Genomic DNA, 26,688 nt, shown 5'->3' with positions numbered 1-26,688 from the left:
CGACTTCTTGCTGCGGCGAGTCGATCTGTCAGGCTCATGTCAGCCCCTCCTCAGGCGGAGCCGGGAGCCACTCGACTTCCGGCTGGACGAACTGCCCTCGTCGTTGGCCGGCTGGCCGAGTGCGGACGTCACGGTCGCTGCGAACGACACGAGGGCCTTGCTGTTGGGGTGTCCGGGATAGGCGCTGACGAGCGCCTCGCCGCGGTTGACGGCTGCGAGAACCTCTCTACTCGAGACGAGCGAGCAGTCCGCCTTGAGACCCAAGGTCTTCTCGTACTCGTCCGTGCCCAGGCCGACCTTGCCGTCAGCGCGATTGAGCACGAACTTCCACGTCGACTTGGGGAAGTTGAGCATCTCGAGCGTGCTCGTCGCGAGCTTGAGTGCCTTGAGCGACGGGATGTCCAGAGTGCCGACCAGCACGATCATGTCGGATCGGTCCAGGGCACACAGCGCCTGGTCGTCGAAGACTCCGGAAGTGTCCACGACGACGAAGTCGACCATCCGTCGCAAGGCGTCGAGGAGCTTGCCGATGTCGTCCACCGAGGCCTGGTCGGGGGAGTCGAGCCGAACCGGCGCCGCGACCACGGACAGGTTCTCCGAGTGCCGGGTGAGGATCGAGGAGATGCCCTCCGCGTCGATGACGCCGTTGAACCCCACGAGGTCGTTGATCGTCCGCTGCGGCGTGAGCTGGAGCATGATCGCCACGTCGCCACTGTTGACGTCGAGGTCGACCAGGCACGTGGTCCGCCCGGCGGATGCGAGGGCGACACCGAGGTTGGTCGCGACCAGGCTCTTGCCCACTCCGCCCTTGGTCGAGAAGACGGTGACGACCTTGCCGCGAGGAGCGTCGGCCTCGGCCTGGGCGTCTGCAGCGGCGCGTGCAGCCTCGGCCGCCGCTTCTGCCCGAGCGGACTCCGCGGCGGCTTGGGCCTCGTCGAACAGCGTCTGGCCGATAGCACTGGCGACGGTGCGAGCTCGCTGGACGGCGGTGGTGATCCCAGCGAGGTCCTTGGCCATGACGACCTCGCGCATGCCGCTGCGAAGCGCGAGGGCGAGGGTGGCGCTGTCGACGTCGTTGCGCAGCAGGATCACGCCGAGGTCCGGCCTGTGCACACGTGCCCACTGAGCCAGCTCCGCGGCGGCCTCGCCGGACACCGACGGCCCGATGACGACGGCGAACTCAGCCGGCGTAGCACGGACGTACTGCTCGAGGCCCTCCATCTCGGCGAAGGCGTGCGATCCGTGCAGCATGGCCTGGAGCACGGCTCGTTGTGCCCCGTCGGGTTCGAGGACCGCGGTCATGGACGGATGCCTCGGAACAGCTCGGGGAAGAGGTCGCCGGGCCGGACGCCGGGGTTGTCCGAGACCTTGGACTCGTCAGTGAGCAGTGCGAACGTGAGGTCGGAGTTCCGGTCGGCCTGGATGAGTCTTTCCGCTTCCTCCTGGTCGACGGCGAGCGTGAGGATGGTGCGAGCGACCTCCTCGGCCACCTGGGCGCCGTCCTCGGTCTCGGTGGTGCGGGAGGTGACGCTCGTCGTGCCCACGCCGAGGACAGGGACCCGGGGGAGAAGGATTCGGGTGTAGTCGCCGAGCTTCCTCTCCTCGTCGTTGGGAAGCAGCGCGACGAGGTCCTGTGGCGTGACGAAGACCGCGACCTCGCTGCCAGGGTTGACGAACCCGGCCACGCGCTCGAAGTCGGTGAGCTCGACCGAGACAGCCATCTTGTCGTCGGGGATCACCAGGCTCTGCGTGTCGCCGAGGCTCCCGAACTTGCGGGCGATGAGCTGCTCTCCGGGGTAGATCGTACCGATCGCCACGAGGTCCGAGATCGACGTGGTCGAGGAGAGTCCGCCTTCGACGAGGTCGGCGCGCCGCACCTCGGACTGCTCGATCTTGCCGGCTTCCTGCGCAGCCGTGACCGACTCGCCGGTCTCGATGGTCTCGGTCGCGACGAGGACCTCGACAAGCTCCTGGTCCTTGGTGGCCCGGGCGTCGATGCCCTGGACGTAGAGCACGATCATGGCCGTGCCAGCGAGGGCGATGAGGGCGGCGACGAGGAGGAGAACTGATCGGCGAGCCATGGTGCGGTCCTTCGCGTGGTCGTGGGATCCCCACGTCGAGGGTCCCGGGCGCGCAGGAGGTCTCAGGGTGATGCGAGAAACGGGCCCCGAAGCCCTCCCAGCGACCCGAATCTAGGGGCGGGCCATCGTGTGCGAAGGCTAAACCTCGCAAACCACCCGAACATGGCCCAGAGGTAGTCCATTGTGACTACTCAGGCCATGGTCATGGTCTAGCCCTACGCTCACCCGGACGGTCCACTCCAGAGGCGTCACCCGAGGTAGAGCGCCTCGATCTCCTCGCGCGACTCCCGCATCACGACCCGCCGCTTCAGCTTGAGGCTGGGGGTGAGCTGGCCGCCCTCCTCGGTCCACTCGCCCGGCAGGATCGTGAACTTGCGGATCGCCTCTGCCTTGGAGACGGCCTTGTTGGCCTCGTCGACGGCCTCCTGGACTGCAGCGACGAGGTCCGGGTCGTCGACCAGACGGGCCACGTCGGTGTCCTTGCCGTGCTGCTCGGCCCAGGCGGGGAAGGTCTCGCGGTCGATCGTGACGAGGGCGCCGATGAACGGCTGACCGTCGCCGACGACGAGGCACTGGTCGACGAGCGCGTGCGCCCGCAGCCGGTCCTCGAGGACGGCCGGTGCGACGTTCTTGCCGCCTGCCGTCACGATGATCTCCTTCTTGCGACCGGTGATGCGCACGAAGCCCTCGTCGTCGACCTCGCCGACGTCGCCGGTGTGGAACCACCCGTTGCGGTCGAGCGTCTCCGCGGTGGCGTCCTCGTTGCCCCAGTAGCCGGCGAAGACCTGCCCGCCGCGGAAGAGCAGCTCGCCGTCCTCGGCGACCCGTACGCTCGTGCCGGGGATCGGACGGCCCACGGTCCCGATCTTCTGCGCGTCCGGCAGGTTGACGCACAGGGCCGCGGTCGTCTCGGTCAGGCCGTAGCCCTCGAGGACCGTCAGGCCGATGCCGCGGTAGAAGTGGCCGAGCCGGTCGCCCAGCGGCGCGCCGCCGGACACGGCGTACGTGCAGGAGCCGCCGAGCGCCTGGCGGAGCTTGCCGTAGACCAGTCGGTCGAACAAGGCGTGCTGTGCGCGCAGGCGTACGGGCACGCGCTTGCCGTCGAGGGCCCTCGAGTACGCGATCGCGACGTCCGCTGCGCGGCCGAAGATGCGGCCGCGCCCGTCGGCGGTGGCGCGCTGTGACGCGGTGTTGAAGACCTTCTCGAACACGCGCGGTACGGCGAGGACGAAGGTCGGCTTGAACTCGCCCAGGTCGGCGACGAGGTTCTTGATGTCGGAGCTGTGGCCCAGCCGCGTACGGCTCTTGACCGCGCCGATCTGGATGATCCGCGCGAACACGTGTGCCAGGGGCAGGAACAGCAGGGTGGAGGAGTCGTCGGCGTCGAAGAGCTCGTGAAGCTCGTCGACCGCGACGCCCAGCTCGAACATGAAGTTGCCGTGGGTGAGCATGCAGCCCTTGGGCTTGCCCGTCGTGCCGCTGGTGTAGATCAGGGTGGCCAGGTCGAGCGGGGTGGCGCTCGTACGCCGCTCCTCGAGCACCTCGTCGGTGATGTCGGAGCCGAGGCGGACGAGGACGTCGACCGCGTTGTCCTGGATCGACCACACGTGCTGGAGCTCGGTCAGATCGTCGGCGCGGCGGGCCTCGCGCACCCGCGCGAGGTGGTCGGGCCCCTCGGCCACCACGGCACGGGCTCCGGAGTCCTGGAGGATCCAGCCGATCTGCTCGGCGGACGAGGTCTCGTAGATGGGCACGGTGGCCGCGCCGGCGAACCAGATGGCGTAGTCGAGGAGCGTCCACTCGTAGCGCGTCTTCGACAGCAGGGCGACCCGGTCGCCGACCTCGACGCCGGCGGCAATCAGGCCCTTTGCGACGGCGCGCACCTCGTCGTGGAACTCGGCGGCCGTGACCTCGGTCCAGCCGTCGGGCGTGGCCCGGCTGAAGACCGCGGTGTCGGCGTGGTCGCGCGCGTTGGCGACGACGTCGTCGGTGAGGTTCCCGGTGGTCGGGATGGAGATGGAGAGCGGCGTGGAGAACTCCCGCACGGTGGAACCCCCTGGTCGTGGACGTGTGCGGTCCGCAGGCTATCGCCGGGGCCGGGCGACGAGCACGCCCGGTCCGGTCGGCTAGGCTCCGGCCATGGCCGAACAGACCTCCTCGTCGATCACGATCGACGCTCCTCCGGCCGACGTGATGGCCGTGATCGCGGACTTCGAGTCCTACCCCGAGTGGGCCAAGGGCGTGCAGCAGGCCGAGATCACAGCCGGGGGGACCGGCGACCGGGCGGAGCAGGTCTACTTCGCCCTCGACGTCTCGCCGATCAAGGACGAGTACACCCTGGCCTACGACTGGGACGGCGACCGCGAGGTCACCTGGACGCTGGTCGAGGGCCACATGCTGAAGGCCCTCGACGGCGCGTACACCCTCGTCGACCGCGGCGACGGCACCACCGAGGTGACCTACCGGCTGGCCCTCGACGTGAATATCCCGCTCATCGGCATGCTCAAACGCAAGGGCGAGAAGATCCTCATCGACACCGCGCTGAAGGGTCTCAAGAAGCGCGTCGAGTCGCTCTGACGCGCAGGTCCCGGATGCGGATCCTCCTGTTCACCGGCAAGGGTGGCGTCGGCAAGTCCACCCTCGCCGCGGCGACGGCCTGCGCCAGCGCGGCTGCCGGTCACCGCACCCTCGTGCTGTCCACCGACGCTGCGCACTCGCTGGCCGACGCCCTCGACGTGCCCGCCACAGCCGAGCCGACCGAGGCGGCGCCGCACCTGTGGGTCCAGCACGTCGACGCACAGCAGCGGTTCGAGCACTCCTGGGCCGACATCCAGGGCTACTTGATGAGCGTGCTCGACGTCGCCGGCGTCGACCCGGTGGCGGCCGAAGAGCTGACGGTCATCCCCGGGGCCGAGGAGGTGCTCGCCCTGCTCGAGGTTCGGGCCCAGGCGCGGTCGGGGGAGTGGGACGTCCTCGTGGTCGACTGCGCGCCGACGGCCGAGACGTTGCGGCTGCTCGCACTGCCCGAGGCACTCGGGTGGTACATGACGCGTGTCCTGCCCGTCGAGCGCAGGGTCGTCAAGGCGCTGAAGCCCGTCCTCACCCGCGCAGCCGGCGTGCCGATGCCCGAGGACTCCGTGTTCGACGCGATCGAACGCCTCCACGCCGACCTGGACGACGTGCGGAAGGTGCTGACCGGGCCTGACACCTCGGTCCGGCTCGTGCTCACCCCGGAGTCGGTGGTGCTCGCCGAGGCTCGGCGGGCCTACACGTTCCTGACTCTCTTCGGCTACGCCGTGGACGGCGCGGTCGTGAACCGGGTCTTCCCCGAGGGGGGCACGGACGCGTGGCGTACGACCTGGGTGAGGGCGCAGGGAGCCGTGCTCGAGGAGGCGGCCGACTCCTTCGCCGGCCTGGACCTCCGGACGTCGGTCTATCGCTCCGCTGAGCCAGTGGGTCGTGAGGCCCTGCTCGACCTCGCGGCGGACGTGTACGGCACGTCCGACCCGCTGGCGCGTGGGAGTGGCGGCGTCGGGATGACGGTACGTGCGACGAACGGTGCCCGGGTGCTGTCCATGCCGCTGCCGCTCGCCGCGCAGGACGACGTCCGTCTCGCGCGCAAGGGCGACGAGCTCGTCGTGTCCGTCGCGTCGTATCGTCGCCTCCTGACGCTGCCGTCGGGGCTGGCGCGACACCGCGTAGCGGGCGCGAGGGTGCACGACGGCGAGCTCCAGGTCCGGTTCGTCGAGCCGAGCAGCACCACGAGCGACGCCCCTGAGACATCCGAGGAGACCCTGTGACCGACGCCGCTGACGCGCACGATGTCGGGGCGCTGGGGGAGGAGACGGCCAAGCTGCTCGGTGCGCTCTCCGGATGGGTGCGCGAGCACGCGGGGGAGGCCGGCGAGGGACTGTCCGGACTCGCGGCCCAGGCAGCCGCGTCGGCGCACGACCTCAACGACCACCTCGCCACCGGGGCGGCCGAGTGCACCGTGTGCCCGGTCTGCAGGACCGTGCACGCGGTGCGTCAGCTGAGCCCCGAGGTCAAGGCACACCTCACGTCGGCGATGACCTCACTGGCCCACGCTGCTAACGCGCTGCTGGTGACCGCGCATCCTGCGCCGACCGCTGGCGGCGACGTCGAGCACATCGACCTCGGCGACGACTGGCCCGAGGGCGAGTAGGGCGCCTACTGGGTGAGGCGGACCTGTCGGAGGCCCCCGTCGCATCGGTCGTCTCCGAGGGCGCATCCGGAGTCGGCCGTCACGATGGACACCTGCATGTTCCGGGCAATGAGGACGAGGTATGTCTTGTCACTGTTGTCCGGCTGGATGTCGTCGAGCATGTCCTCTGCTTCATCGCAGGATGCAGCGGTCGCGCTCGGGAGGGGCTGGGACGGGGTCGGGTACTTCGACTTGTTCTGCTTGCCGAAGTGGAATCCGCAGACCTGGACGCCGAGGAGCTTGTGGACCGGGAAGACGGCGTTGTTGCCGGTCCCGGTGATGGACGAGTAGTCGCACAGGCCCGGGGACGTGCAGTAGACCGGGATGGGCACGGTGACGTTGGAGTTGATCAGGTCCTTCCACGCTTGCGGCACGTTGCCCGGGTCGGGCTGACCCGGGTCACCGCCGAGGCAAGCGAACGGCGCCGTCGTGGAAGGTGCGGGGCAAGCGGCCGCGAGGTGCGCGTTGAGCACCGCCCCTGTCTTGGTGCCCTGTCCGGGGACGATCTCGATGGGGGTCGAACACCCGTTTCGGATCTGGTCGGCCAGGGCGGAGGTCCCGTTGCCATCCGTTGTGTTCTCGTTGGGACAGTCCAAGGTCCACCAGTTGCCCGCTCCGGTGTTGTCCGGCAAGGGACACGAAGTGGACGTCCAGCCTGGCGCATCGCCGGGCGCAAAAAGCTGGAAGGGCGTGCCGGGAGCTGCTGCCGCCGGCAGGTCCGAGGAACACAGGGCCATGGGACGCAGTCGCGGACCCGTGGTGGCTGCCTCGACAACAGCGGTGGCGCTGCGCTCGAGGTCGTAGTCGGCGGTGAAGCCGAGCACGCCGCCGAAGAAGTTGGGGCTGTCGGACGTCACGGTTGCGCTGACGACGAGGTCGCCGTTGGCGCAGTTCGCGCTCACCGTCCCTCCTGTCAGGGAGGCGGGCGCCGAGCTCGTGTCGTTGGCTGCGACCTTGCTGTTGGCCTCGGCTTGCGCCGCGGTGTTCCCGTTGCTCAGGATGTCGGCGCACTGCCGAAACGGCTGGCCAGCGAACACGCCAGCCGCACCCAGCGCCGCCGCATCGGCCGCAGTCTGCGTTGCCCTCTTGTTGGCGTAGGCGAGACCGATGTCGGCGACGAAGCCGGAGAGCCCGATCAGGACCACCGACACGAGGCCGACGATGACGGCCGTCGCGCCTCGTTCGTCGCGCCGGCGCCTCACGAGAACTCGCATCGCATGACACCTGTTCCCCGCACCGTCGGCACGGTGATCAAGTTGAACGGCGGGGCGGTGATCGCCCACGTGTCGGCGGTGCCGCTCCGCGTCATCGTCACGGTGATGTTCGTGTTGGGCGCTGTGCCCGCGCAAGGCTTGGCGGTGTCGGACGTGCAGTTGGTGATCACGGGGGTCGGCACAGTGCCGGCGCTCACGCTCATCCCTATGGTCTCTGCGGCGTTCTTTCCCTCGTTCTTGATGTCGAGGCAGGTCCGACCGTCTACCACCGCGTACCTCGCTGCCTGTCGCGCCGCGTTGTTGAGTGAGATCTGCTGGGCGAGCACGAAGCCGAAGTTGACGATCCCGATCAGCACGAGGATGAGGATCGGCATGACGAGCGCGAACTCGACTGCGGACGCACCCCGCTCGGTGCGACCGTTCGTACGTGTGCGCCAGCGCATGAGATCCCCTTTCCCCGAGATGTCCGCCTGTCACCGTAGGAGTCGGTGCCCTGGGCTGTCGCTTCTTTGACGGCACTTTGAACCGTCCGTGACGAAGAATGGCCCGTTGTGACTAGACCACCGGTCCGATCGGCCCATGCCCAGGTGCGTGCGGGAGGATGCCGCCCATGAGTGGAGGCGTGGTCGTCGGCGTCGACATCGGAGGCACCAAGGTGCTGGCGGGTGTCGTCAACGACGACGGGATGGTGCGACGAACGGCGCTCCGGACGACGCCGGGGCGCCGGGTCGTGGCCAGCCAGGTCGAGGACGCCCTCGTCGCCGCTGTCCTCGACGCAGCCGCCGGGCGACCACTCGCCGGCGTCGGTGTCGCAGCAGCGGGGTTCGTCGACTCGGCTGGTGAGCGCGTGATGTTCGCCCCGCACCTGCCGTGGCAGGGCGAGCCGCTGCGCGACCAGCTCAAGGAGCGACTGGGCTGTCCGGTCGGGCTCGACAACGACGCCAACTGCGCTGCCCTCGCGGAGGCCCATCACGGTGCTGCGCGAGGCGCCGTTTCGGCGATCGTGATCACGATGGGCACCGGCATCGGCGGAGCCGTCCTCATCGGCGGCCGGGTGATCCGTGGTGCCAACGGGATGGCCGGGGAGTTCGGACACATGCAGGTGGTCCCCGACGGTCAGGCCTGCGAGTGCGGCCGCCGCGGCTGCTGGGAGCAGTACTCCTCGGGCAACGCGCTTGTCCGCAACGCGCGGGCCCTGATGGTCGACCAGCCGTCCGTGCTCGTCGAGATGAGTGGCGGCGCCCCGGAGCACGTCACGGGGCCGATGGTCACCTCGGCGGCCGAGCAGGGTGATCTCGTGGCACGGCAGGCGTTCGCGTCGGTCGGCGGCTGGCTCGGCGTCGGCACCGCCAACCTGGTCGCCGCCCTCGACCCCGAGGTCGTGGTCATCGGAGGTGGCGTCTCAGCAGCCGGTGACCGGCTGCTCGACCCGGCGCGTGCGGCGCTGCGGCGCACTCTCGTCGGCGCCGAGCACCGGGTCGTGCCGCCGCTCGTGGCGGCCGAGCTGGGGCCGCAGGCGGGGATGATCGGCGCGGCGCTGCTGGTCTCAGGGGCTCAGGTCCGCCGGTAGTCCGGCACCAGCTCCAGCGCGAGCTGCTCGAGGAAGAGCCCCACGTCGGTGACGATGCCCCGCGCGAGGTTGGTCCCGCGGTCGGCGAGCCGGGCGACCATGGCGGGGTCGTTGTCGACGCACACGACCGGGACCGTCGCCGGCAGGATCGCGCCGGTGGCGGCCGCGTAGAGGTGCGTCGCGAGCATCAGGCAGTGACCGACGTCGCCGATCTCGGCGCGCATCGCCCGCTGGCCCTCGACCACGTCGGTGTGCACGTCGGGCAGCGGGCCGTCGTCGCGTACGGAGCCGACGAGCACGAAGCGGCTCCCACAGGTCACCAGCGCGTGCATGAGGCCGCTGGTCAGGACGCCCTCGGCCACGGCGTCCTCGATCGAGCCGGCCCGGCGGATCGTGTTGACCGCACGTACGCGGTGCTCGTGGCCGTGCTCGTGGCCTTGCGTCGACACGTCGGCGTTCCGCGCGGCGCTGTGGAGCGCGGCCTCGATGTCGTAGGTCGCCAGCGCGTTGCCGGAGAACAGCACGTCGACCCACCCGGCCCGTACGAGCACCACCATCGCCGGCACGGCACCGGCGTGGACGACGCCGGGACCGGCCACCCACAGCAGGCGCTGCCCGTCGGCGCGGACCTGCCGCATGGTGTCGGCCACCTGGCGTACGAGCTCGGTCTGCGGCCGGCCGGCGCAGGCAGCGCCGGAGCCGGACGGGACGCCCGTCTCACGGTCCGGCACGGACACCCGTACGCCGGCCGCGCCCACGACGACCCGCATCCCGGCGCGCACGTCGGACAGCGGCACCGTACGGACCCGCGGCGAGCCGGACGTGTTGTCGACGACGAGACCGCAGTCCATCTCCGGGTTCTCGACGTCGTGCCACACGCCCTCGAGCTGCACCCGGGTGGCGAGGTTGGTCGTGGCGTAGAAGCCGTCCGGGAGCACCCCGTCCCGCTCGGCCGTCGCGAGGACCGCGTCGCTCGGCGAGACCTGATTGACCCCGCGCGTCTGAAGGCGCATCAGCAGGCGCTGCAGCAAGGCGTCGTCCGCAGCCTCGACCGCGATCCGCGCGCTGCTGGGGTCGTGGGCGTCGTGACCGACGTCGAGCTGCTCGATGGCGTAGTCGCCGCCGAAGTCGCGGATGTCGTCGAGGACCCGCGACAGGATGCCGCTGTCCATCAAGTGCCCTGTGACCTCGACGGTCTCACGCGCCCCCACTCGGGCGACTGTACGCCCGCTCAGAGGTCTCGTGACAGGCGCCAGAGCGCCTTCCTCGACCAGCGGGCGGGAGCGCCTTCCTCGACCAGCGGGACGGAGCCGTCAGATGCGGGAGCCGTCGTCCCACGGATCGCGCGGCGCCCGCGGCATCTCTCGCACGAGGTAGGCGAAGCCGCCGACGAACCAGCCGACGAGCGCCCAGCCGATCAGCGGCGTGACGTAGAGGGAGAAGATGCCGAGCAGCAGCGCGATGAGCGGTGCCACGAACAGGCCGGACCACGCCAGGCCGCGCTGCCAGGTGCGCGGGGCCGGGAACGGCGGGGCCGGAGGCGGGCGGAAGCGCTCGGACTCGGCGACCGCTTGCTCGCGGCGCTCGACCGGGTCGTCGTCCACGAGGTCGTCGGGGAGGTCGGTCGTGGGGGAGGCGTCGGAGGACGTGGGGGGCACCGGCTCGGCCGCGGGTGAGGCGTCGTCCAGCACCGGACGCTCGCCATAGTGCTCGACGATCTCGCGCCACGCCAGCTCGGTGCGGCTCTCGTCCTCCGGTCGACTCACGCGACCAACGGTAGCCCGCCGGACATGATCCCGGGTCTCGTGACGGGCGCTGGCGCCCTCCTCGCCCACCGGCGGTCTGGCCGGGTGCGCGCGTCACCGGCGGCGCGCCCCCTCCTGGTGCACACTGTGCGCGTGAAGATCCCGTTCCGCGGCGCCGAGGCCGCGCCCTTCGATCCCACCCTCGTCGCGCCGATGTCCACGGCCGCGAAGCCCGAGCTCACCGGCGGGCGTCGCATCGGTGTGCTCGTGCAGCACGGCTTCACCGGCAGCCCGGCGTCCATGCGGCCGTGGGCCGAGGACCTGGCCGCGCGCGGCTACGCCGTGGAGATGCCGCTGCTGCCCGGGCACGGCACCCGCTGGCAGGACATGAACAAGGTCAGCTGGGCCGACTGGGTGGCCACCGTCGAGGGCGCCCTCGACAAGCTCGTCGCCGAGAACGACGCCGTGGTGGCCGTCGGCCTCTCCATGGGCGGGGCCCTGTGCCTGCGCCTCGCCGCCGATCACGGTGAGGACCTCGCCGGGGTCGTCATCGTCAACGCGGCCGTCGACACGATGCGCAAGGATGTCAAGCTGCTGCCGGTGCTCAAGCACGTGGTGCCCGCCTTCCCCGGGATCAGGAACGACATCAAGAAGCCCGGCATGGACGAGCTGGCCTATCCCTCCGTCCCGCTCAAGGCGGCGGCGTCGATGTTCGCCGGCTACGCCGAGCTGCGCCGCGACCTGCCCAAGATCACCGTCCCGGTGCTGTTCTTCCGCTCCGCGGTGGACCACGTCGTCGACATCTCGAGCTCGCGGGCCATCAACGCCGGGCTGTCGTCGAAGGACTTCGAGGAACGCGTGCTGGAGGACAGCTACCACGTCGCGACCATCGACAACGACGCCCCGCGGATCTTCTCGGAGTCCGCCGAGTTCATCGAGCGCGTCACCGCGGCCGGGCGGGGATAGGCTCGGTCCGTGCTCTATTGGTTCCTGAAGTGGATCGCCCTCGGGCCGGTGCTCCGCCTCGTCTTCCGGCCCAAGGCCTACGGTGTCGACCACGTGCCGGAGGAGGGTCCTGCGATCCTCGCGAGCAACCACCTCTCGTACGCCGACTGGCTCTTCATGCCGCTGACCCTCAACCGCCGGGTCACCTTCGTCGCGAAGGCGGAGTACTTCACGACTCCCGGCATCAAGGGCTGGTTCCAGAAGAAGTTCTTCACCGGCGCCGGCCAGGTGCCGATCGACCGGTCGGGGGCCAACGCCGCCGAGGGCGCGATGAAGTCGGCGATGAAGATCCTCGCCGAGGGCGATCTGTTCGGGATCTACCCCGAGGGCACCCGCTCGCACGACGGCAAGCTCTACCGCGGCAAGACCGGCGTCGCACGCCTCGCACTCGAGACCGGGGCGCCGGTGATCCCGTGCGCTGTCGTCGGCACCGACGTGGTCGCCCCGACCGGCAAGGTCTACGGCACCTGGACGCGTCCGGTCGTGCGCTTCGGCAAGCCGCTCGACTTCTCCCGCTACGCCGGCATGGAGAACGACCGCTACATCCTGCGCTCGATCACCGACGAGATCATGTACGAGATCATGCGCCTCTCCGGCCAGGAGTACGTCGACCTCTACGCCAGCAAGGCCAAGGAGCTCGACAGGGAGAAGGCCCGGCAGGCCGAGCGTGACAAGGCCGAGCGGGAGAAGGCGGAGCGCGAGGCGGCCGCGGGCGGTCCGGAGCAGAAGGCGTCCTGAACGCGCACCCGCGCCCCCCGGCCCCCGGCCCGCGCACCGACTCCGCGCTCGCCGTCGAGGACCGGCTCTACTCGGCGCTGGCCCTGGTCCGGGTCGTCGTCACCATCAACATGGTCGGCCTCAACGCCTACCGTCGTGACAACTTCGAGCACCCCACCGTCGGCCTCCTGGTCGTCGTGGTGCTCGCCCTCTGGACGGTCACGGCGATCTGGCTCTACCGCGACCGCAGGCGCCGTACGCCCCTGCTGCTGGTGGCCGACCTCGCGGTGGTGCTCGCGGCGCTCGCGGTCACGCCGTGGGTGAAGTCGCCCGACTTCAACGCGACCATCCCGGGCTTCTACGTGATGGGGGTGTTCTTCGCCTGGGCGATCCACTGGCACTGGCGCGGCGGCCTGGTCGCCTCCGCTTTGATCGCGGCCTTCGACCTGCTGCCGCGCACCGAGGTCGACCAGGGCAACTACGGCAACACGTTCCTCGTCCTCATCGGCGGACCGATCGTCGGCTATCTCTGCGAGTCGCTGCAGCGGATGGCGCGCGAACGTGACGCCGCCGAGCGCGCCGCTGCAGCGGCCGACGAGCGGACGCGGCTCGCGCGGGCCGTCCACGACGGCGTGCTGCAGGTGCTCGCGATGGTGCAGCGGCAGGGCTCGGCCGCCGGAGGGGAGTGGGCCGAGCTCGGCCGCCTCGCGGGGGAGCAGGAGCGCGGGCTGCGCTCGCTGATCCGGCAGCAGGACACCGTGCCCACGGAACCCGGTGGACGGGTCGACCTCGCCGGCGCCCTCGAGGCCATGGCGACCGCCCACCCCGTACGCGTTGAGGTCGCGACCCCCGGAGGTGCCGTGCTCGTCGACGCGCACGTCGCGGCCGAGACCGTCGCGGCGGTCCGCGCGTGCCTCGACAACGTCCTGGCCCACGTCGGGCCGGACGCGACCGCGTGGGTGCTAGCCCAGGCGGCGCCCGAGGCGATCACGGTCTCGGTGCGTGACGACGGGCCCGGCATCCCGTCCGGTCGGCTCGACGCGGCGGCGTCCGAGGGCCGGCTCGGTGTCGCCTCGTCCATCCGCGGCCGCATCGAGGAGCTCGGCGGCACCGCCACCGTCGACAGCGGCGAGTGGGGGACCGAGTGGGAGCTCACCGTCCCGCTAGCGTGACCGGGTGACGATCCACTCCAGCCACCCGTTCCCGACGCCCGACGACCCCGTACGCCGCCTGCGCGGACGTCTCGGCGGTGCGGTCTCGCTGTGGACGGCGGGCTCGGACGCCGACTCGACCGGCCCGGCGGGGCTGACGGTCACCTCGCTGCTCGTGGCGGGTGGCGACCCGGGCCGGGTGCTGGGGCTGCTGGACCCCGACGCCGACCTCACCGAGATGCTGCTGGAGACCGGCCGCGGCGTGGTCCAGCTGCTGTCGTGGGCGCACCGAGAGCTCGCCGACGCGTTCGCCGGCACCACTCCGGCCCCGGGTGGCCCGTGGCGGTTGGCGGACTGGGTAGCGACGGACCACGGCCCCCGCCTGGCGCAGGCCGCGACCTGGGCGCTGGTCAGCGTCGAGACGGACGTCGAGGTGGGCTGGTCGCGGCTGGTGACCTGCACGATCGACGATCTGGTCGTCGGCGACGACCCGGAGCCGCTGGTGCACCGCCGTGGGCGCTACTCCACCACGGACAGCTGAGCGGTCTAGGCTTCCCCCAGTCTCTGGGAGGGGAACGATGGTCAGTGTGATGGTGGTCGACGACCACCCGATGTGGCGTGACGCCGTCGAGCGCGACCTGCAGGCGGCCGGTCACGAGGTGGTGGCCGTCGCGTCGAACGGCCGCGAGGCGATGGCACGCTTCCCCGCCGCCGCGCCGCAGGTCGTGGTGCTGGACCTCCAGCTTCCCGACAGCTCAGGGGTCCAGGTCACGAGCATGATGCTCGAGCACGACCCGACGGCACGCGTGCTCATCCTCTCGGCCAGCGGCGAGCAGGCCGATGTGCTCGAGGCCATCAAGGCCGGCGCCACGGGCTACTTGGTGAAGTCGGCGTCGAGCGCCGAGCTCATCGACGCCGTCGTACGGACCGCCGACGGCGAGGCGGTCTTCACCCCCGGCCTGGCGGGCCTGGTGCTGGGCGAGTTCCGCCGCATCGCCGACGGTCCTGCCGACGACCCGCGCGACCAGCTCACCGAGCGCGAGACGGAGATCCTCAAGATGGTCGCCACCGGCATGAGCTACAAGCAGATCGCAGCCCGACTCGTCCTGTCGCACCGCACCGTTCAGAACCACGTCCAGAACACCCTGCGCAAGCTGCAGATGAACAACCGCGTCCAGCTCACCCGATGGGCGATCGAGCACGGGCTCGACGAGGCGTGACCTGGCGTCGCGCCACCGCCGAGGACGCCGTCGCGCTGCGCGACCTCGAGCGGTCCGCCAGCCGGGCGGGCCTGGCCCACGTGTTCGGCGACCTGCCGTACCCCGACGACGACGTGCTCGCCCGGTGGGCGCTGTTGCTCGCCGACCCCGAGGTCGTGGTCGAGGTGGTCGAGGACGACGCTGGCCTCGCCGCCCTCACGGCTCACGACGGGCGCACCCTGCGGCACCTCGCGGTCCGACCCGATCACTGGAGCGCCGGGCTCGGCCGCGAGGGCTTCGTCCGCGCCGAGGCCGCCGGTGCGCGGAGGCTGTGGGTGCTAGAGGCGAACGGGCGGGCCCGCGGCTTGTACGAGTCGCTGGGGTGGCGGCCCAGCGGCACCACCCAGGAGTGCCCCTGGCCGCCGTACCCGACCGAGGTCGAGTACGCCGCTCCCTAGGATCGGTCCATGCCCGACTCGAGCTCCGACCCGCTGCTGGAGATCGCCGACGACCTCTACGCCCTGCCGCTGGCGGACTTCACGCCGGCACGCGACGCGCTGGTCAAGGAGCACAAGGGCGACAAGGCGCTGGCCACCGCGATCAAGGCCCTGCGCAAGGCGTCGGTCGCCGCGTGGGTGGTCAACCTGCTGGTCCGGCGTGACCCGGACCAGGTCGACCAGGTGCTCGCCGTTGGGCAGGCGCTGCGCGACGCGCAGGAGAACCTCGACGCCGCCCAGCTGCGCGAGTTCACCAAGCAGCGGCGTCAGCTCACCGCGTCGGTGACCACGGCCGCGCGGCGGCTGGCTCGCGAGGAGGGCGTACGGACCACGCAGTCGGTCGCCGACCAGGTGGAGGCCACCCTCACCGCCGCCATGCTGGAGCCCGACGCGGCGAAAGCGGTCCGCAGCGGCCTGCTCGTGACGTCGCTCAGCGCCACGGGCCTCGGCGACCTCGACCTCAGCGGCGCGGTCGCCCTGCCGGAGGCGCTCGGGTTCAGTGCAAGGCCTCGTCCCGCCGCGCCCGTCGACACGCCCGACCCGAGCCGGCGGCCCCAGCTGCACGTGGTGCCCGACCCGGACGCCGACGCCAAGGCCAGGGCAGCGGCCGACGAGCGGCTCGCCGAGGCACGGGCGGTGCTGAAGGACGCCGAGAAGGAGCACCGGGCGGCCCGCCGGTCGGTGGAGAAGCTCGAGGCGCGGACCCTGCAGCTCCAGTCCGAGCTCGACGAGCTCCGCAGCCGCATCGCGGCGCAGGAGGCCGCGCTCGAGGAGGTCGACGACGAGCTCGGGGAGGCAGAGGCCGCACGGGCCGAGGCCGAGGAGGCCGTCGAGGAGGCGCGCGCCGAGGTGGAGGCCGCGCGCGAGCGCCGGGACAGCCTCTAGTCCGCCCAGCCCTTCGACCGCTCGACGGCCCGGCCCCACCGCGCGTACGACGCGTCGAGGGCCGCCCGGTCGCCCTGCGGCTCGAACCGCCGGTCGAGCGCCCAGGTCTGGCGCAGCTCGTCGGTCGAGGACCACACGCCGGTGCCGAGGCCGGCGAGGAACGCCGCTCCCAGCGCGGTGGTCTCGACGATCTCGGGTCGCTCGACCGCGCGCCCGACCTGGTCGGCCTGGAGCTGGCAGAGGAAGTCGTTCTCCGCGGCCCCGCCGTCGACCCGCAGCGTGGTGAGCTCGGGCAGGGTCTCGAGCACGTCGCGGACCTCGAACGCGATCCCCTCGAGCGTCGCTCGTACGAGGTGGGCGCGGGTGGTGCCGCGGGTGATCCCGACGATCGTGCCGCGGGCGTGGGGGTCCCAGTGCGGGGCGCCGAGCCCGGTCAGGGCGGGCACGAAGACGACCCCGTCGGTGTCCTCGACGGTCGAGGCGATGGCGGCGGTCTCGGCGGCGTTGCCGACGATCTGCAGGCCGTCGCGCAGCCACTGCACGGCCGCGCCGGTCACGAAGATCGCGCCCTCCAGCGCATAGGTCATCTCTCCGTCGGGGGAGCGCCACGCGGCGGTGGACAGCAGCCCCGCGTCGCTGCGCACGACCTGGGAGCCGGTGTTGGTCAGGATGAAGGAGCCGGTGCCGTAGGTGCACTTGGACTCGCCCTCCTCGAAGCAGGTCTGCCCGTAGAGCGCCGACTGCTGGTCGCCCGCGATGCCGGCGATGGGCAGGGACAGCCCGAGGAAGGACTTCGGGTCCGTCGGGGCGACCTCGCCCCAGTTGGGCACGAGGTCGGGCAGCGCGTCGCGCGGCACCCCGAAGAGGTCGCACAGCTCGTCGGACCAGTCGCCGGCCTCGAGGTCGAAGAGCAGGGTGCGGCAGGCGTTGGAGACGTCGGTGACGTGCCAGGTGCCGCGCGTCATCCGCGCGATGAGGTAGGAGTCGACGGTGCCCACGGCGTACCGGCCGGACTCCACCAGCGCCCACGTGTGCGGCTCGTTCTCCGCGAGCCAGGTGAGCTTGGTGCCGGAGAAGTAGGGGTCGAGCCGCAGCCCGGTGAGCTCGGCGACGCGCTCCTCGCGCCCCTCGGCACGCAACCGCTCGCAGATGTCGGCCGTACGGCGGTCCTGCCACACGATGGCGCGGCGAGGCGAGCCGAGGGTCTCGCGGTCCCACAGCACGATCGTCTCGCGCTGGTTGGTGATGCCGACGGCGGTCAGCGCACCGGCGTCGACCTGGGTGAGCACCTCCCGCGTCGCCTCCAGCGTGGCCTGCCAGATCTCCTCGGCGGAGTGCTCCACCCAGCCCGGCTGCGGGAAGTGCTGGCGGAACTCCTGGTAGCCCTTGGCCTGGATCCGACCGTCGGGCGTGACGACCACCGCCGTCACGCCGGTGGTCCCGGCGTCGATCGCGAGGATGCTCATGCGTTCTCCTCCTGCTCGCCCCGGATGATCGCAAGGATCCGGCGGTCGATCCACGGTGGTCGCACGCCCGGGCCGACCCGCATCTCGTAGTTTTCCGAGCCCACCCACGCGCGGAAGCTGTCCTTGCCCTCGGCCTTGGCCAACGACTCCAGCTCGATCATCAGCGCGTCGTCGACCGGCACCTGCTCCTCCGGCGACGAGGCCGTCAGGTAGAGCTCGTTGAGGTCGACCAGCCGGGTCAGCTCGCCGACCGGCTCGGTGTGGTCGTCGACGCGCAGGTCGACAGCCACGTCGTCGTGCCCGCCGTAGCCCGCTCCCTCGCGTACGACGAGCAGGGCCGCGCTCTGTCGGCCGCGGCTGTCCCCGCCGGCCTCGTCCCCGGCGGCCAGGGCGGCGAGGAGCCGGCGCTCGAGGGTGAGGTCGCCACCTGCCTGCCAGGCCCGCTCCATGGCCTCGACCACCTCGGGGCCGGTGAGGATGTTGCCCTGGATGGCGTAGCCGCCGCGCACGCCGCTGCGGCCGGTGACCCCGCCCGCCCACGCGAAGCACTCGGAGCCGGTCCAGGTGGCGGCGTTGCCGTCGGAGTCGACGATGCCGGCCTGCCGGTGCTCGCGCTCGTCGTCCTCCTCGACCAGTCGGTCGAGGGCGACCTGCGCGGTCGCGCCGTCGTCGAGGTGCGCGAGGCCCAGGTACTTGTAGGAGAGGTTGGCGTCGGCCTGGGTCGCGATCGCACCCACGCCGGCCGCTGCGGCCGGCACGGCGGAGCCGACGGCCAGGAACTTGGAGGCGACGGCGACGCCCCATGAGTCGCCGTCGTCGGAGCGGGCCACGATCGAGAACGTCATGTGCCGACCCTAGGGGCAATGTGGCCGACTTCGGTGTTGCGAGGCAGTGACGCCCCTACGCTGACGCCGTGAACGGGGGACTCGTGCGCGACCTGCTGTCCGCGGAGGCGCCGCGGTCGGTCCGGGTCGACTGGGACCGCGTCGAGGCGTGGCTCGGCACGGGGCTCCCGACGGACTACCGCGATATGGCAGACCGGTTCGGCTCGCTGTTCGTCGGTGACTGGCTCTGGGTCCACGCCCCCGTCCGGTTGGCCGACCATCCTTCCTTCGACAAGGAGCTGGCGGGCGTGCGGTCCGAGGCGCGCGACGCGTGCGACGCCAGCGGGCTCCCGGCGCCCGGGTTCCACCCGAAGAAGGGCGGCCTGCTTCCCTTCGGCTCCGGTCGCGGGGGAGAGGGCTTGTTCTGGGACACCACGGCGCCCGACCCCGACGCGTGGCCGGTGGTGGTGCTGGCCCACGCGCGCGGCGCGTACGGCAACGCCTCGTGGATCCACACGGGTCTTCCCCTCGTCCCGTTCCTCGAGGCGCTGATGACGACCGGCGTGGGCACGGCGCCGCACGCGCTCGGCCCGCTGCCGGCCCGGGTCGGTCGGACGTACGGCGATGCGGCGACGTCGCGTTGGACCCCGCCCGACCGCGCCGCGCGCAACGACCCCCGCCGCAAGGCGCTGACGACCGGCTCCGGGCTCGCGGCGCTCACCGCCCTCGTGCCGCCGGCGGTGGACCTCGTGCCGGTGGCGGCGGACGACGGGCTGCCCGCGGACTACCGGGCGCTCATGGAGACGTACGGCGCGGGCACCTGGCGCGGCTGGCTGCGCGTGCAGCACCCGGACGAGCTGGAGTCCGAGTCCTGGCGGCGGCTCAGCGAAGCCGTGGCGCCGCTGCGCAACGACGACTTCCTGCCCTTCGCGGACTCGATCGACGGTGACGTCCTCGGGTGGGTGCGCACCGGTCAGCCCGATCGATGGCCCCTGGCGTGGGTGCCGCGGCACGCGGAGTCGGGACCGGCGATGGGGCTCACCCTCACCCAGGCCCTCCTGGCATGGCTGCGGGGGACCCCGGTCGATGCCGTGTTCGCGTCGCCGGACCCTGACGTCGACCTGGTCGACCAAGCCACGTTCGCGCCCGTCGGCCGACCAGCTGCCGGGGAGTCGACCGAGGCGCCCACCACCTAGTCTGGGCCGGTGCTGACCCGACTCGGATTCCCCCGCGTGGGGGAGCACCGCAGGTTCGTCGCGGCGATCGTCGCCGACACCGTCGGCAGCGGCCTGTTCATGCCGATCACGCTGCTCTACTTCCTCGCGATGACCGACCTGACGCTGGTGCAGATCGGCACGGCTCTCTCGCTGTCGGCGGTGCTCACCGTGCCCGGCGCGTTCGTCATCGGCAGCCTCGTCGACCGGTTCGGCCCGCGGCGGATGATGCTGGCGGGCAACCTCGTCCAGGCGGTCGGCATGATCGCCTACCTCTGGGCCGACTCGCTGCTCGCGGTCGCGCTGTGGACCACGCTGCTCAACGTCGGACGGCAGTCCTTCTGGGGCTCCTTCGGCAACGTCGTCACCGCCATCTCGGCACCGGGGGAGCGGGAGGTGTGGTTCGGCTTCCTGCAGGCGGTGCGCAACCTCGGCTACTCACTCGGCGGCGTGCTCGCGGGCGTCGCCCTCCAGGTCGGCACCGACCTCGCGTACGAGACCGTGGTGGTCGTCAACGCGGTGACCTTCGTCGTTGCGTTCGTCCTGCTCCTCGACGTTCCGGACCACCGGGCTGCGCACCCTGACGACGCGCCGCTCGAGGGCTGGGGCGTGGTGCTGCGCGACCGCGCCTACCTGCGCCTGGTGGTCGGCCAGTTCGGCTTCGTCGCCGGGATGATGGTGCTCAACTTCGCGCTCCCGGTCTACGTCGCGGAGACCATCGACCTGCCGGGCTGGGTGGTGGGCGCGATCTTCACCCTCAACACCGCGATGGTGGGCCTGGGCCAAGGCCTCGTCGTACGCCGGATGACGGGCCGCGTCCGGGCGCGGATGATGGGCCTGGCGCAGGTCGTCTTCGTCGCCAGCTATGCGCTGTTCGTGCTCGCCGGCTGGCTGCCCGTCTGGCTGGCCGTGGTGGTGATGCTGGTCGGTGCGGCCGTCTACACCTTCGGCGAGCTCACCGGGGGCCCGGTGTTCAGCGCCACCGCGGCCGAAGCGGCTCCCGACCACCTCCGTGGTCGCTACCTCGGTCTCTTCCAGCTCAGCTGGGGCATCGGCGGGGCGGTGACGCCTGTCGCGTTCACGTGGCTGCTCGCCCACGGGCAGACCACGCTGTGGTGGGTGCTCGCGCTGGTCGCGGTCGCCAGCGGGGCGTACCTCCAGCGGCTGCCGCGGGTGCTGCCCGCGGCGGGGCTGCGGGTCACCGACCGCTCGGGCCAGGCGCCCGCCGAGTCCGCCTGAGCCTGCTCGCCGTGAGCCGCACGTACGTGGTGGCGGCAGATCGCAGGACTTCGGTGGCTGGTGTTGCGATGTGCCGCCACCTCAGCGGGGCGTACGGCGGGGGTGGCGGCAGGTTGCGTCTCGAGGCCGTGCGAGGTTGCGATGTGCCGCCACCTTCGCGGGGCGTACGGCGCTGCCGCCCGCCCGTCAGGCCTGGCCGATGCTCTGGAGCAGCTCGGTGAACCACGCCTGGCTGTCGTCGAAGGGCTTGTGTCCGGCGATCCGCTCGAACTCGATCGCGCGGAGCTCGTCGCCGCGCTCCTCGTCGTGGCCGATGACGCCGGGGCGGCCCTCGATCGCGGAGGCGACGGCGAGCTCGGCCATCTCCCGGATGAGGGCGAGGTCGGTGGCGTTGGCCGGGGCGGAGCGGGAGAAGTAGCCGGACTTCTGCACCATCTTCTTCTCCGCGCCGATCGCCTCGGAGAACCGGTCGGCGAAGTAGCGGCCCGGGTTGATGGTGTCGATCTTGACGTGGCCGAACGGGTCGCGGCCGACCTCCTCGCCGGCGGCCTCGAGGGCGGCCACGATGTCGTCGATGCCGGCCCCCTCGGCCAGGAAGATGTTGACGCACCCGATCTCGTCCATCACCGCGCGCAGGCGGGTGGCCTCGGCAGCGAGGTCGATGTGGCGCTCGGGGACGTAGACGGCGTGGATGGCCCACCTGCGGGAGTCGTGGCCGATGCCGGGCAGCCACTCCTGCTCGGCGTGCCAGGCCATGTAGTCGCGGGCGGCCGCGGCGGTCAGCCAGCCGCTGGCGCGTCCCATCACCTCGTGGACGATCAGCATCCGCGGGTTGGAGCCGTGCTCGGCGAGGACGTTCTGGGCGAAGCGCGAGGCCTGCTCCGCCGCGGTCTGTGCGCCGAGGCTCTGCCGGATCGGCACGATGTCGTTGTCGATCGTCTTGGGCAGGCCGACGACGGTGAGCTCGGAGCCCTGCTCGGCCAGGTGGGCGGCGAGGTCCGCGGCGGCGGTGTTGGTGTCGTCGCCGCCGATGGTGTGCAGCACGTCGACACCGTCGGCCTGCAGGCGGGCGGCGGCGACCTCGAGTGCGGTCTCGCCCTCGCCGATCAGCCCGCGTGCGCGGCAGTCCTCGTCGTTGGTCAGCTTGACCCGGCTGTTGCCGATCGGGCTGCCGCCGTAGCGGTGGAGCACCGCGGCGCCGGCCCGTACGTCTGGCCCGATCACGATGCTGTTGCCGGTCAGCAGGCCGTGGTAGCCGTGCCGGTAGGCGATCAGCTCGATGTCGGGGTCCGTGGCGTCGTACGTCTCGATGAGGGCACCCACGGCGGAGGAGAGGCAGGGGGCGTACCCGCCCGCGGTCAGGAGCGCTACACGCTTCGGCATGGGCAGCAGGGTAGTTGGATCGATACAAGCCCGAAAGGGTGGGCGCGTAGCGAGACGGAGTGACCGATCGGTCGTGCCGGCCGTTGTCCGGGCGGGGCGGTGCTTGCCTCGCACGTCCGGTAGGGCCAAGGTGAGTTCATGCCGTGCGGTGCACGACACGACGAGGGGAGTCTCGGTTGAGCGCGACACAGGCCACGGAGCAGGACGTCGAGGGGCAGGGGCACGGCGACCTGAAGCGGGTGCTGGGGCCCAAGTTCCTCCTGCTGTTCATCGTCGGCGACATCCTCGGCGCGGGTGTGTACGCCGTGACGGGGCGACTGGCCGGTCAGGTCGGCGGCATCGCCTGGCTGCCGTTCCTCGTCGCGTTCGCGGTGGCCACGGTCACCGCATTCAGCTATCTCGAGCTGGTCACCAAGTACCCCCAGGCGGCGGGAGCCGCGCTCTACACGCACAAGGCGTTCGGGATCCACTTCATCACCTTCCTGGTGGCGTTCACCGTGGTCTGCTCGGGCATCACCAGCGCGTCGACGTCGTCGAACCTGCTCGCCGCCAACCTGCTGATCGGCTTCGGCAACGACGACCCGAGCTCCGGCGCCACCCTCGCCACGGCCCTGCTCTTCATGGTGGTGCTGGCCGCGGTCAACCTGCGCGGGGTCGGCGAGAGCGTGAAGTTCAACGTGGTGCTGACCCTCGTCGAGATGCTCGCGCTCGCCATCGTGATCGGCATCGGCATCTGGGTGATCGGCGCCGGCGACGGGGACCTGAGCCGGGTGACGGTCTTCGAGAGCCCCGACGACAAGGGCCTGTTCATGGCGGTCACCGTCGCGACCGCCATCGCCTTCTTCTCGATGGTGGGCTTCGAGGACTCGGTCAACATGGTCGAGGAGACCAAGGACCCGATGCGGATCTTCCCGCGCACGATGTTCACCGGCCTGGGCATCGCCGTGGTGATCTACATGCTCGTCGCGATCTCGGTCGTGGCGGTCATCCCGCCCGGGCAGATCGCTGAGCCCACCAACGCCGAGGCCGGGATCCTGCTCGACGTGGTCAAGGTCGGCGCGCCCGACCTGCCGATCGACACGATCTTCCCGTTCCTCACCGTCTTCGCGGTCGCCAACACCGCGCTGATCAACATGCTGATGGCGAGCCGGCTGGTGTACGGCATGGCCCGTCAGGACGTGCTCCCGCGCTCGCTCGGGAAGGTCCTGCGGGGTCGTCGCTCGCCCTGGACGGCGATCGTGTTCACCACGCTCCTCGCGCTCGGCCTGATCACGGTGGTCACGCTCGACTCGGAGTCGTCGGTCGTCGCCGCGCTGTCCGGCACCACCGCCCTGCTGCTGCTCGCGGTGTTCACCATCGTCAACGTGGCGTGCCTCGTCCTGCGTCGCGACCCGACCCCGGGGGGCGCGTTCCGGGCCCCGTCGGCGCTCCCGGTCATCGGCGGGCTGTGCTGCGCGTACCTCCTCGGCCCGTGGGCACGGCTGGAGGCCGACATGATCCAGTACCGCATCGCGGCGGGCCTGCTGGGCATCGGTGTCGTGCTCTGGGCGCTCACTTGGCTGACCAACCGCGGCGTACGGGCCAAGAAGACCGGATTCCGCGACATCGACCACCTGAAGGAGTGACGCCACCGCAGGTGGCTTTCGCGGGGTTGGCCGGTCAGCCCTCCGAGCGTTGAGGGAGCGGGTTGGCCGCGGCGACCTCGGGCGTCAGCAGCATGTCACCGAAGTCGCGCACCGCACTGGCCATGATCTCGGTCGGCACGTCGGCCATCCGGTCCACGTCGTCCGAGGTGGGGAACCACGGCTCCACGTCCTCGGCGGCCACGAGCCACCTGTCCTCGGCGACGCTCTCCACCGACCACCCGGACAGCTCGTGGGCCAGCTCGAGGTGGGCGGACGTGAGGACCTGGATCGCGTGGGGCTGCTGGACGCGGCTCGCCCAGAGATGGCGGTTGGTCCACCACAGCTCGTCGTCGTAGCCGAAGTTCCGCGTCGCACCTGCTTGCCCGAGGCGTACTGCGCCGACGTCGAGGCCCGGCGCGTGGTGTCGTAGCACCGCACCCATCTCCCGAGCCACGGTGGCGTCGCCGAGGTGGGTCCCGGCCTCGACGTAGGTGGCCTGGCCCCAGAAGTCCAGGCTGACGTGCCGTCCGCCGTCGCCGGGTGTCGTCCCGGGGAACGACGCGTCGAAACCGGGGGACGCCGCACCGGCCAGCCGGCTCATGACCTCCACGACATCGGTGGGCAGCAGTGCGATGTCCTTCGACCCGTCGAACACCACGCCCTCCCCTCCCGATGCGCTCACCCAGGCACCGGCGTGCTCGACGAGACGCCGGGTGGCGGACGCGGCGACGCCCCAACCGCCGTACGGCCGGCCGGCCGGATCGCGGTCCCGCTCAGTCAACGCAGGCTCGAGCGTGAGCCCCAGGAAGGCGGCAGGTCGCGGGCGTTGGCCCTCTCGCATCGCGAACCACCACTGATGAGTCGCGCGCCGGGGTGGCGACACGTGCATCTCGAGCTCGGCGGGCAGGGTCTCGTCGGCCCAGGACAGCGAGATCCGGTCGACGGCGGTGGTCCACTCCGAGGCCCGGAGGAGGGACACGTAGCAGCCGAAGCCGGTCGGGTACGTCCTCACGCCGCCCGGCACCTCGCGCAGCACGTGGCGGACCTGCTGCGCGAGGCGCCCCGGGTCCGAGCCGGGAACGGTCACCAGCAGGGGCAACGACTCGTGGCCCTGCTGCCCGCGTCGAGCGGCGTGACGCTCGATCTCGGCGCGGTCGAGTCGGAGGATCGCCATGCCCCGGACCTTGTCACACGTGGTTGACGCTCGACCTGCCCGACACGGCCGGGTGCTGCCCGGCGGTGTCGGGGGCTGCGTCTACGGTTGGCCGCGTGACACGACGACCTCTCGGGCCGGTGCTGATGGTGCTGGTGGCCGGCGCCCTGGGCTGCTCGACGGTCACGCCTCCCACCCCGCCGGCGCGGGCCACGCTGAGCAGCGAGCACCTGGGCCCCACCGTCGAGGTCTCGCCCCGCGAGTCCGCCGTACGCGGGCCCCGGCACCGTCCTCCGGTGCCGCCCGCGCCCGACCTGGACGACGCCTACCGCTTCGTCTCGGCCCCCGACTTCCTCAACCAGGACGTCGCCGACCTCACCGCCGACGGACGTCGGACCTACCTCGTCAAGCGCACCGGCGAGGTCGCCAACTCCACCAACGCCTCCTACGAGACCGCGCTCGACCGGGTGATCGACGAGATGGCCTCCCACGGCACCCGTGACGTGCTCGTGCCGGGGGATCTGGTCGAGGGTCGGTGGGGGCGCGACGACGCGCGAACGGGCGTGTTCGGCCCCGTGCGCACCGACGCCCAGCGGCTGCGCGCCTGGCGCCGCGCAGCCGACGTCTACTTCCCCGCGTGGTTCGAGCGGTTCGAGGACCACGGCCTGCGCACGTTCACTGCGGTCGGGGACCACGAGGTCGGTGACGACCCGTGGCGCACCCGCCGTCGCAACCCGTGGGTCGACTTCAAGCTCCGCCACGTCCCGCAGTTCAAGAAGATCTTCGCCGACCACGCGCTCACCCGGGCCGACGGCCGACCCCGCTTCGACGAGCGCCCGCGGCGCGGGCCGGCGCGACGCACGGCCTACGCCGTACGGCTCGACGCGGACGTGCTGCTGGTGACGCTCGACGTGTTCGAGCGGCGCGGCGGAGACGTGCACATCTCGGTCGACCCCGCCCAGCTCCGCTGGCTCGAGGGCGTCCTGCGGCGGGCGCGACGCGACGACGTCCCGTGGGTGATGGTGCAGGCCCACACCCCGATGCCGGGGCCGGTCCGGGTGCGCAACTCCACCCACCTCGTCTACGAGGGCGGTCGCCGCTCCGACCTGTGGCGGACCATGGTCGACGGCGGTGTCGACGTCTACCTCACCGGTGAGGTCCACGACCAGACCGTGCGCCACCGCGACGGCATCCTCGAGGTGTCGCACGGGTCGCTGTTCTACCGCGGCGAGGCGTCCTACGTCGTCGGGCAGGTGACGGGCGACCAGCTCGTCCTGGAGAACCGCCAGTTCCAGGGCACCGTCGGCTACGACGAACGCCTGTGGACCACGTCGCGGCAGGGCGCTCCGGGGGAGATCAGCTATCCCTTCCGCTCGATCGTCACCGGCACGCTCGTGGCCAGCCGCACCCGCTCCGGCGGGCTGCGGGTCGACGACGCCGAGGGTGTCCTCGCCCCTCGCGGCTGAGGCAGCAGGCGACCCTGGGCCGACCGCGTCGC

General features: G+C 71.5%; 26 protein-coding genes. 15 read left to right on the top strand and 11 right to left on the bottom strand.

The features are described 5' to 3' along the window. Positions 1–39: 39 nt before the first annotated feature. From IE200_RS09445 to IE200_RS09435, 3 genes are all read right to left on the bottom strand, one after another. On the bottom strand, positions 40–1,302 hold the full coding sequence (locus IE200_RS09445; RefSeq protein ID WP_191279221.1) for an AAA family ATPase: 1,263 nt from the start codon (positions 1,300–1,302) through the stop codon (positions 40–42). Continuing rightward, positions 1,299–2,081, bottom strand: coding sequence for a Flp pilus assembly protein CpaB (gene cpaB, locus IE200_RS09440; protein ID WP_191279220.1), 783 nt, complete (start codon positions 2,079–2,081; stop codon positions 1,299–1,301). The genes IE200_RS09445 and cpaB overlap by 4 nt, the downstream gene beginning before the upstream one ends. A gap of 248 nt (positions 2,082–2,329) precedes the next feature. Next, entirely contained in the window at positions 2,330–4,126 is a 1,797-nt protein-coding gene (locus tag IE200_RS09435; protein ID WP_191279219.1) for an AMP-dependent synthetase/ligase, read from the bottom strand. 94 nt (positions 4,127–4,220) lie between these two features. On the opposite strand from IE200_RS09435, the gene IE200_RS09430 reads away from it, so the two are divergent. The 3 genes from IE200_RS09430 to IE200_RS09420 are packed head-to-tail and all read left to right on the top strand — an operon-like array spanning position 4,221 to position 6,264. Next, the gene (locus IE200_RS09430) at positions 4,221–4,658 is read left to right on the top strand and encodes an SRPBCC family protein (protein WP_191279218.1); all 438 of its coding nucleotides are present in this window, start codon (positions 4,221–4,223) and stop codon (positions 4,656–4,658) included. Positions 4,659–4,672: 14 nt separating this feature from the next. Continuing rightward, entirely contained in the window at positions 4,673–5,881 is a 1,209-nt protein-coding gene (locus tag IE200_RS09425) for an ArsA family ATPase (RefSeq protein ID WP_191279217.1), read from the top strand. After that, positions 5,878–6,264: a hypothetical protein gene (locus IE200_RS09420; RefSeq protein WP_191279216.1), complete on the top strand. Its 387-nt coding sequence runs from the start codon at positions 5,878–5,880 to the stop codon at positions 6,262–6,264. The genes IE200_RS09425 and IE200_RS09420 overlap by 4 nt, the downstream gene beginning before the upstream one ends. A gap of 5 nt (positions 6,265–6,269) precedes the next feature. Here the strand turns inward: IE200_RS09420 and IE200_RS09415 are convergent, their stop codons facing one another. Both IE200_RS09415 and IE200_RS09410 read right to left on the bottom strand, forming a co-directional pair. Next, positions 6,270–7,517 carry a TadE/TadG family type IV pilus assembly protein gene (locus IE200_RS09415; RefSeq protein WP_191279215.1) on the bottom strand — a complete coding sequence of 416 codons (1,248 nt, stop codon included), beginning with the start codon at positions 7,515–7,517 and terminating at the stop codon, positions 6,270–6,272. Continuing rightward, a complete protein-coding gene (locus tag IE200_RS09410) occupies positions 7,502–7,960 on the bottom strand; it encodes a TadE/TadG family type IV pilus assembly protein (protein WP_191279214.1) in 459 nt (152 codons plus the stop codon). The genes IE200_RS09415 and IE200_RS09410 overlap by 16 nt, the downstream gene beginning before the upstream one ends. A 167-nt stretch (positions 7,961–8,127) precedes the next feature. Here IE200_RS09410 and IE200_RS09405 point away from each other — a divergent pair, with 167 nt between their 5' ends. Beyond that, a complete protein-coding gene (locus tag IE200_RS09405) occupies positions 8,128–9,087 on the top strand; it encodes an ROK family protein (protein ID WP_191279213.1) in 960 nt (319 codons plus the stop codon). On the opposite strand, the gene IE200_RS09400 is transcribed toward IE200_RS09405, so the two are convergent. Then, positions 9,072–10,298: an ornithine cyclodeaminase family domain gene (locus IE200_RS09400; RefSeq protein ID WP_191279212.1), complete on the bottom strand. Its 1,227-nt coding sequence runs from the start codon at positions 10,296–10,298 to the stop codon at positions 9,072–9,074. The genes IE200_RS09405 and IE200_RS09400 overlap by 16 nt on opposite strands. A gap of 102 nt (positions 10,299–10,400) precedes the next feature. Next, entirely contained in the window at positions 10,401–10,853 is a 453-nt protein-coding gene (locus IE200_RS09395; RefSeq protein WP_191279211.1) for a hypothetical protein, read from the bottom strand. Positions 10,854–10,985: 132 nt separating this feature from the next. Between IE200_RS09395 and IE200_RS09390 the strand changes: the two genes are divergently transcribed. Genes IE200_RS09390 through IE200_RS09360 form a run of 7 tightly spaced genes read left to right on the top strand, consistent with a single transcriptional unit; the run spans position 10,986 to position 16,286 of the window. Further along, the gene (locus tag IE200_RS09390; protein ID WP_229856337.1) at positions 10,986–11,798 is read left to right on the top strand and encodes an alpha/beta hydrolase; all 813 of its coding nucleotides are present in this window, start codon (positions 10,986–10,988) and stop codon (positions 11,796–11,798) included. A 9-nt stretch (positions 11,799–11,807) separates the two neighbouring features. Next, positions 11,808–12,575, top strand: coding sequence for a lysophospholipid acyltransferase family protein (locus IE200_RS09385; protein ID WP_191279210.1), 768 nt, complete (start codon positions 11,808–11,810; stop codon positions 12,573–12,575). After that, positions 12,572–13,726, top strand: coding sequence for a MacS family sensor histidine kinase (gene macS, locus IE200_RS09380; protein ID WP_229856376.1), 1,155 nt, complete (start codon positions 12,572–12,574; stop codon positions 13,724–13,726). Before IE200_RS09385 ends, macS begins: the two co-directional genes overlap by 4 nt. A gap of 4 nt (positions 13,727–13,730) precedes the next feature. After that, positions 13,731–14,246 carry a flavin reductase family protein gene (locus tag IE200_RS09375; RefSeq protein WP_191279208.1) on the top strand — a complete coding sequence of 172 codons (516 nt, stop codon included), beginning with the start codon at positions 13,731–13,733 and terminating at the stop codon, positions 14,244–14,246. A 37-nt stretch (positions 14,247–14,283) separates the two neighbouring features. After that, positions 14,284–14,925 carry a response regulator gene (locus IE200_RS09370; protein WP_191279207.1) on the top strand — a complete coding sequence of 214 codons (642 nt, stop codon included), beginning with the start codon at positions 14,284–14,286 and terminating at the stop codon, positions 14,923–14,925. Next, the gene (locus IE200_RS09365; protein ID WP_191279206.1) at positions 14,922–15,362 is read left to right on the top strand and encodes a GNAT family N-acetyltransferase; all 441 of its coding nucleotides are present in this window, start codon (positions 14,922–14,924) and stop codon (positions 15,360–15,362) included. The genes IE200_RS09370 and IE200_RS09365 overlap by 4 nt, the downstream gene beginning before the upstream one ends. A gap of 9 nt (positions 15,363–15,371) precedes the next feature. Further along, positions 15,372–16,286: a hypothetical protein gene (locus IE200_RS09360; protein WP_191279205.1), complete on the top strand. Its 915-nt coding sequence runs from the start codon at positions 15,372–15,374 to the stop codon at positions 16,284–16,286. Here the strand turns inward: IE200_RS09360 and glpK are convergent. Both glpK and IE200_RS09350 read right to left on the bottom strand, forming a co-directional pair. Further along, entirely contained in the window at positions 16,283–17,752 is a 1,470-nt protein-coding gene (glpK, locus tag IE200_RS09355; RefSeq protein ID WP_191279204.1) for a glycerol kinase GlpK, read from the bottom strand. The genes IE200_RS09360 and glpK overlap by 4 nt on opposite strands. Then, the gene (locus IE200_RS09350) at positions 17,749–18,597 is read right to left on the bottom strand and encodes a DUF1028 domain-containing protein (protein WP_191279203.1); all 849 of its coding nucleotides are present in this window, start codon (positions 18,595–18,597) and stop codon (positions 17,749–17,751) included. The genes glpK and IE200_RS09350 overlap by 4 nt, the downstream gene beginning before the upstream one ends. Positions 18,598–18,665: 68 nt before the next feature. Between IE200_RS09350 and IE200_RS09345 the strand changes: the two genes are divergently transcribed. Continuing rightward, positions 18,666–19,772: an SMI1/KNR4 family protein gene (locus tag IE200_RS09345; protein ID WP_191279202.1), complete on the top strand. Its 1,107-nt coding sequence runs from the start codon at positions 18,666–18,668 to the stop codon at positions 19,770–19,772. Between the two features lie 9 nt (positions 19,773–19,781). Continuing rightward, the gene (locus tag IE200_RS09340) at positions 19,782–21,029 is read left to right on the top strand and encodes an MFS transporter (RefSeq protein WP_229856335.1); all 1,248 of its coding nucleotides are present in this window, start codon (positions 19,782–19,784) and stop codon (positions 21,027–21,029) included. 186 nt (positions 21,030–21,215) lie between these two features. On the opposite strand, the gene IE200_RS09335 is transcribed toward IE200_RS09340, so the two are convergent. Continuing rightward, positions 21,216–22,412 (bottom strand): pyrophosphate--fructose-6-phosphate 1-phosphotransferase, encoded by a 1,197-nt coding sequence (locus IE200_RS09335; protein ID WP_191279201.1) that lies wholly within the window; start codon positions 22,410–22,412, stop codon positions 21,216–21,218. A gap of 176 nt (positions 22,413–22,588) precedes the next feature. Here IE200_RS09335 and IE200_RS09330 point away from each other — a divergent pair, with 176 nt between their 5' ends. After that, positions 22,589–24,037, top strand: a complete 1,449-nt coding sequence (locus tag IE200_RS09330) for an APC family permease (RefSeq protein WP_191279200.1) — start codon at positions 22,589–22,591, stop codon at positions 24,035–24,037. A 34-nt stretch (positions 24,038–24,071) separates the two neighbouring features. Here IE200_RS09330 and IE200_RS09325 read toward each other — a convergent pair whose 3' ends face one another. Next, positions 24,072–25,211 carry a hypothetical protein gene (locus IE200_RS09325; protein ID WP_191279199.1) on the bottom strand — a complete coding sequence of 380 codons (1,140 nt, stop codon included), beginning with the start codon at positions 25,209–25,211 and terminating at the stop codon, positions 24,072–24,074. A 95-nt stretch (positions 25,212–25,306) separates the two neighbouring features. Between IE200_RS09325 and IE200_RS09320 the strand changes: the two genes are divergently transcribed. Then, complete coding sequence (locus IE200_RS09320; protein ID WP_191279198.1) at positions 25,307–26,656, top strand: metallophosphoesterase family protein; 1,350 nt, start codon at positions 25,307–25,309, stop codon at positions 26,654–26,656. Positions 26,657–26,688 lie beyond the last annotated feature (32 nt).

This window comes from Nocardioides flavus (ex Wang et al. 2016) (assembly GCF_014653115.1).
Classification (GTDB): Bacteria; Actinomycetota; Actinomycetes; order Propionibacteriales; family Nocardioidaceae; genus Nocardioides; species Nocardioides flavus.
Note: the sequence above shows the minus strand (reverse complement) of the source record. Positions and strands in the feature narration are given on the sequence as shown.

Excerpts from the sequence above, each read along its gene's own strand:
- IE200_RS09405 (WP_191279213.1), top strand. The coding sequence starts at position 8,128 with ATGAGTGGAGGCGTGGTCGTCGGCGTCGACATCGGAGGCACCAAGGTG.
- IE200_RS09415 (WP_191279215.1), bottom strand. The coding sequence starts at position 7,517 with ATGCGAGTTCTCGTGAGGCGCCGGCGCGACGAACGAGGCGCGACGGCC.
- cpaB (WP_191279220.1), bottom strand. The coding sequence starts at position 2,081 with ATGGCTCGCCGATCAGTTCTCCTCCTCGTCGCCGCCCTCATCGCCCTC.
- IE200_RS09350 (WP_191279203.1), bottom strand. The coding sequence starts at position 18,597 with ATGACGTTCTCGATCGTGGCCCGCTCCGACGACGGCGACTCATGGGGC.
- glpK (WP_191279204.1), bottom strand. The coding sequence starts at position 17,752 with ATGAGCATCCTCGCGATCGACGCCGGGACCACCGGCGTGACGGCGGTG.
- IE200_RS09430 (WP_191279218.1), top strand. The coding sequence starts at position 4,221 with ATGGCCGAACAGACCTCCTCGTCGATCACGATCGACGCTCCTCCGGCC.
- IE200_RS09335 (WP_191279201.1), bottom strand. The coding sequence starts at position 22,412 with ATGCCGAAGCGTGTAGCGCTCCTGACCGCGGGCGGGTACGCCCCCTGC.
- IE200_RS09325 (WP_191279199.1), bottom strand. The coding sequence starts at position 25,211 with ATGGCGATCCTCCGACTCGACCGCGCCGAGATCGAGCGTCACGCCGCT.
- IE200_RS09370 (WP_191279207.1), top strand. The coding sequence starts at position 14,284 with ATGGTCAGTGTGATGGTGGTCGACGACCACCCGATGTGGCGTGACGCC.
- IE200_RS09425 (WP_191279217.1), top strand. The coding sequence starts at position 4,673 with ATGCGGATCCTCCTGTTCACCGGCAAGGGTGGCGTCGGCAAGTCCACC.
- IE200_RS09445 (WP_191279221.1), bottom strand. The coding sequence starts at position 1,302 with ATGACCGCGGTCCTCGAACCCGACGGGGCACAACGAGCCGTGCTCCAG.
- IE200_RS09410 (WP_191279214.1), bottom strand. The coding sequence starts at position 7,960 with ATGCGCTGGCGCACACGTACGAACGGTCGCACCGAGCGGGGTGCGTCC.
- IE200_RS09360 (WP_191279205.1), top strand. The coding sequence starts at position 15,372 with ATGCCCGACTCGAGCTCCGACCCGCTGCTGGAGATCGCCGACGACCTC.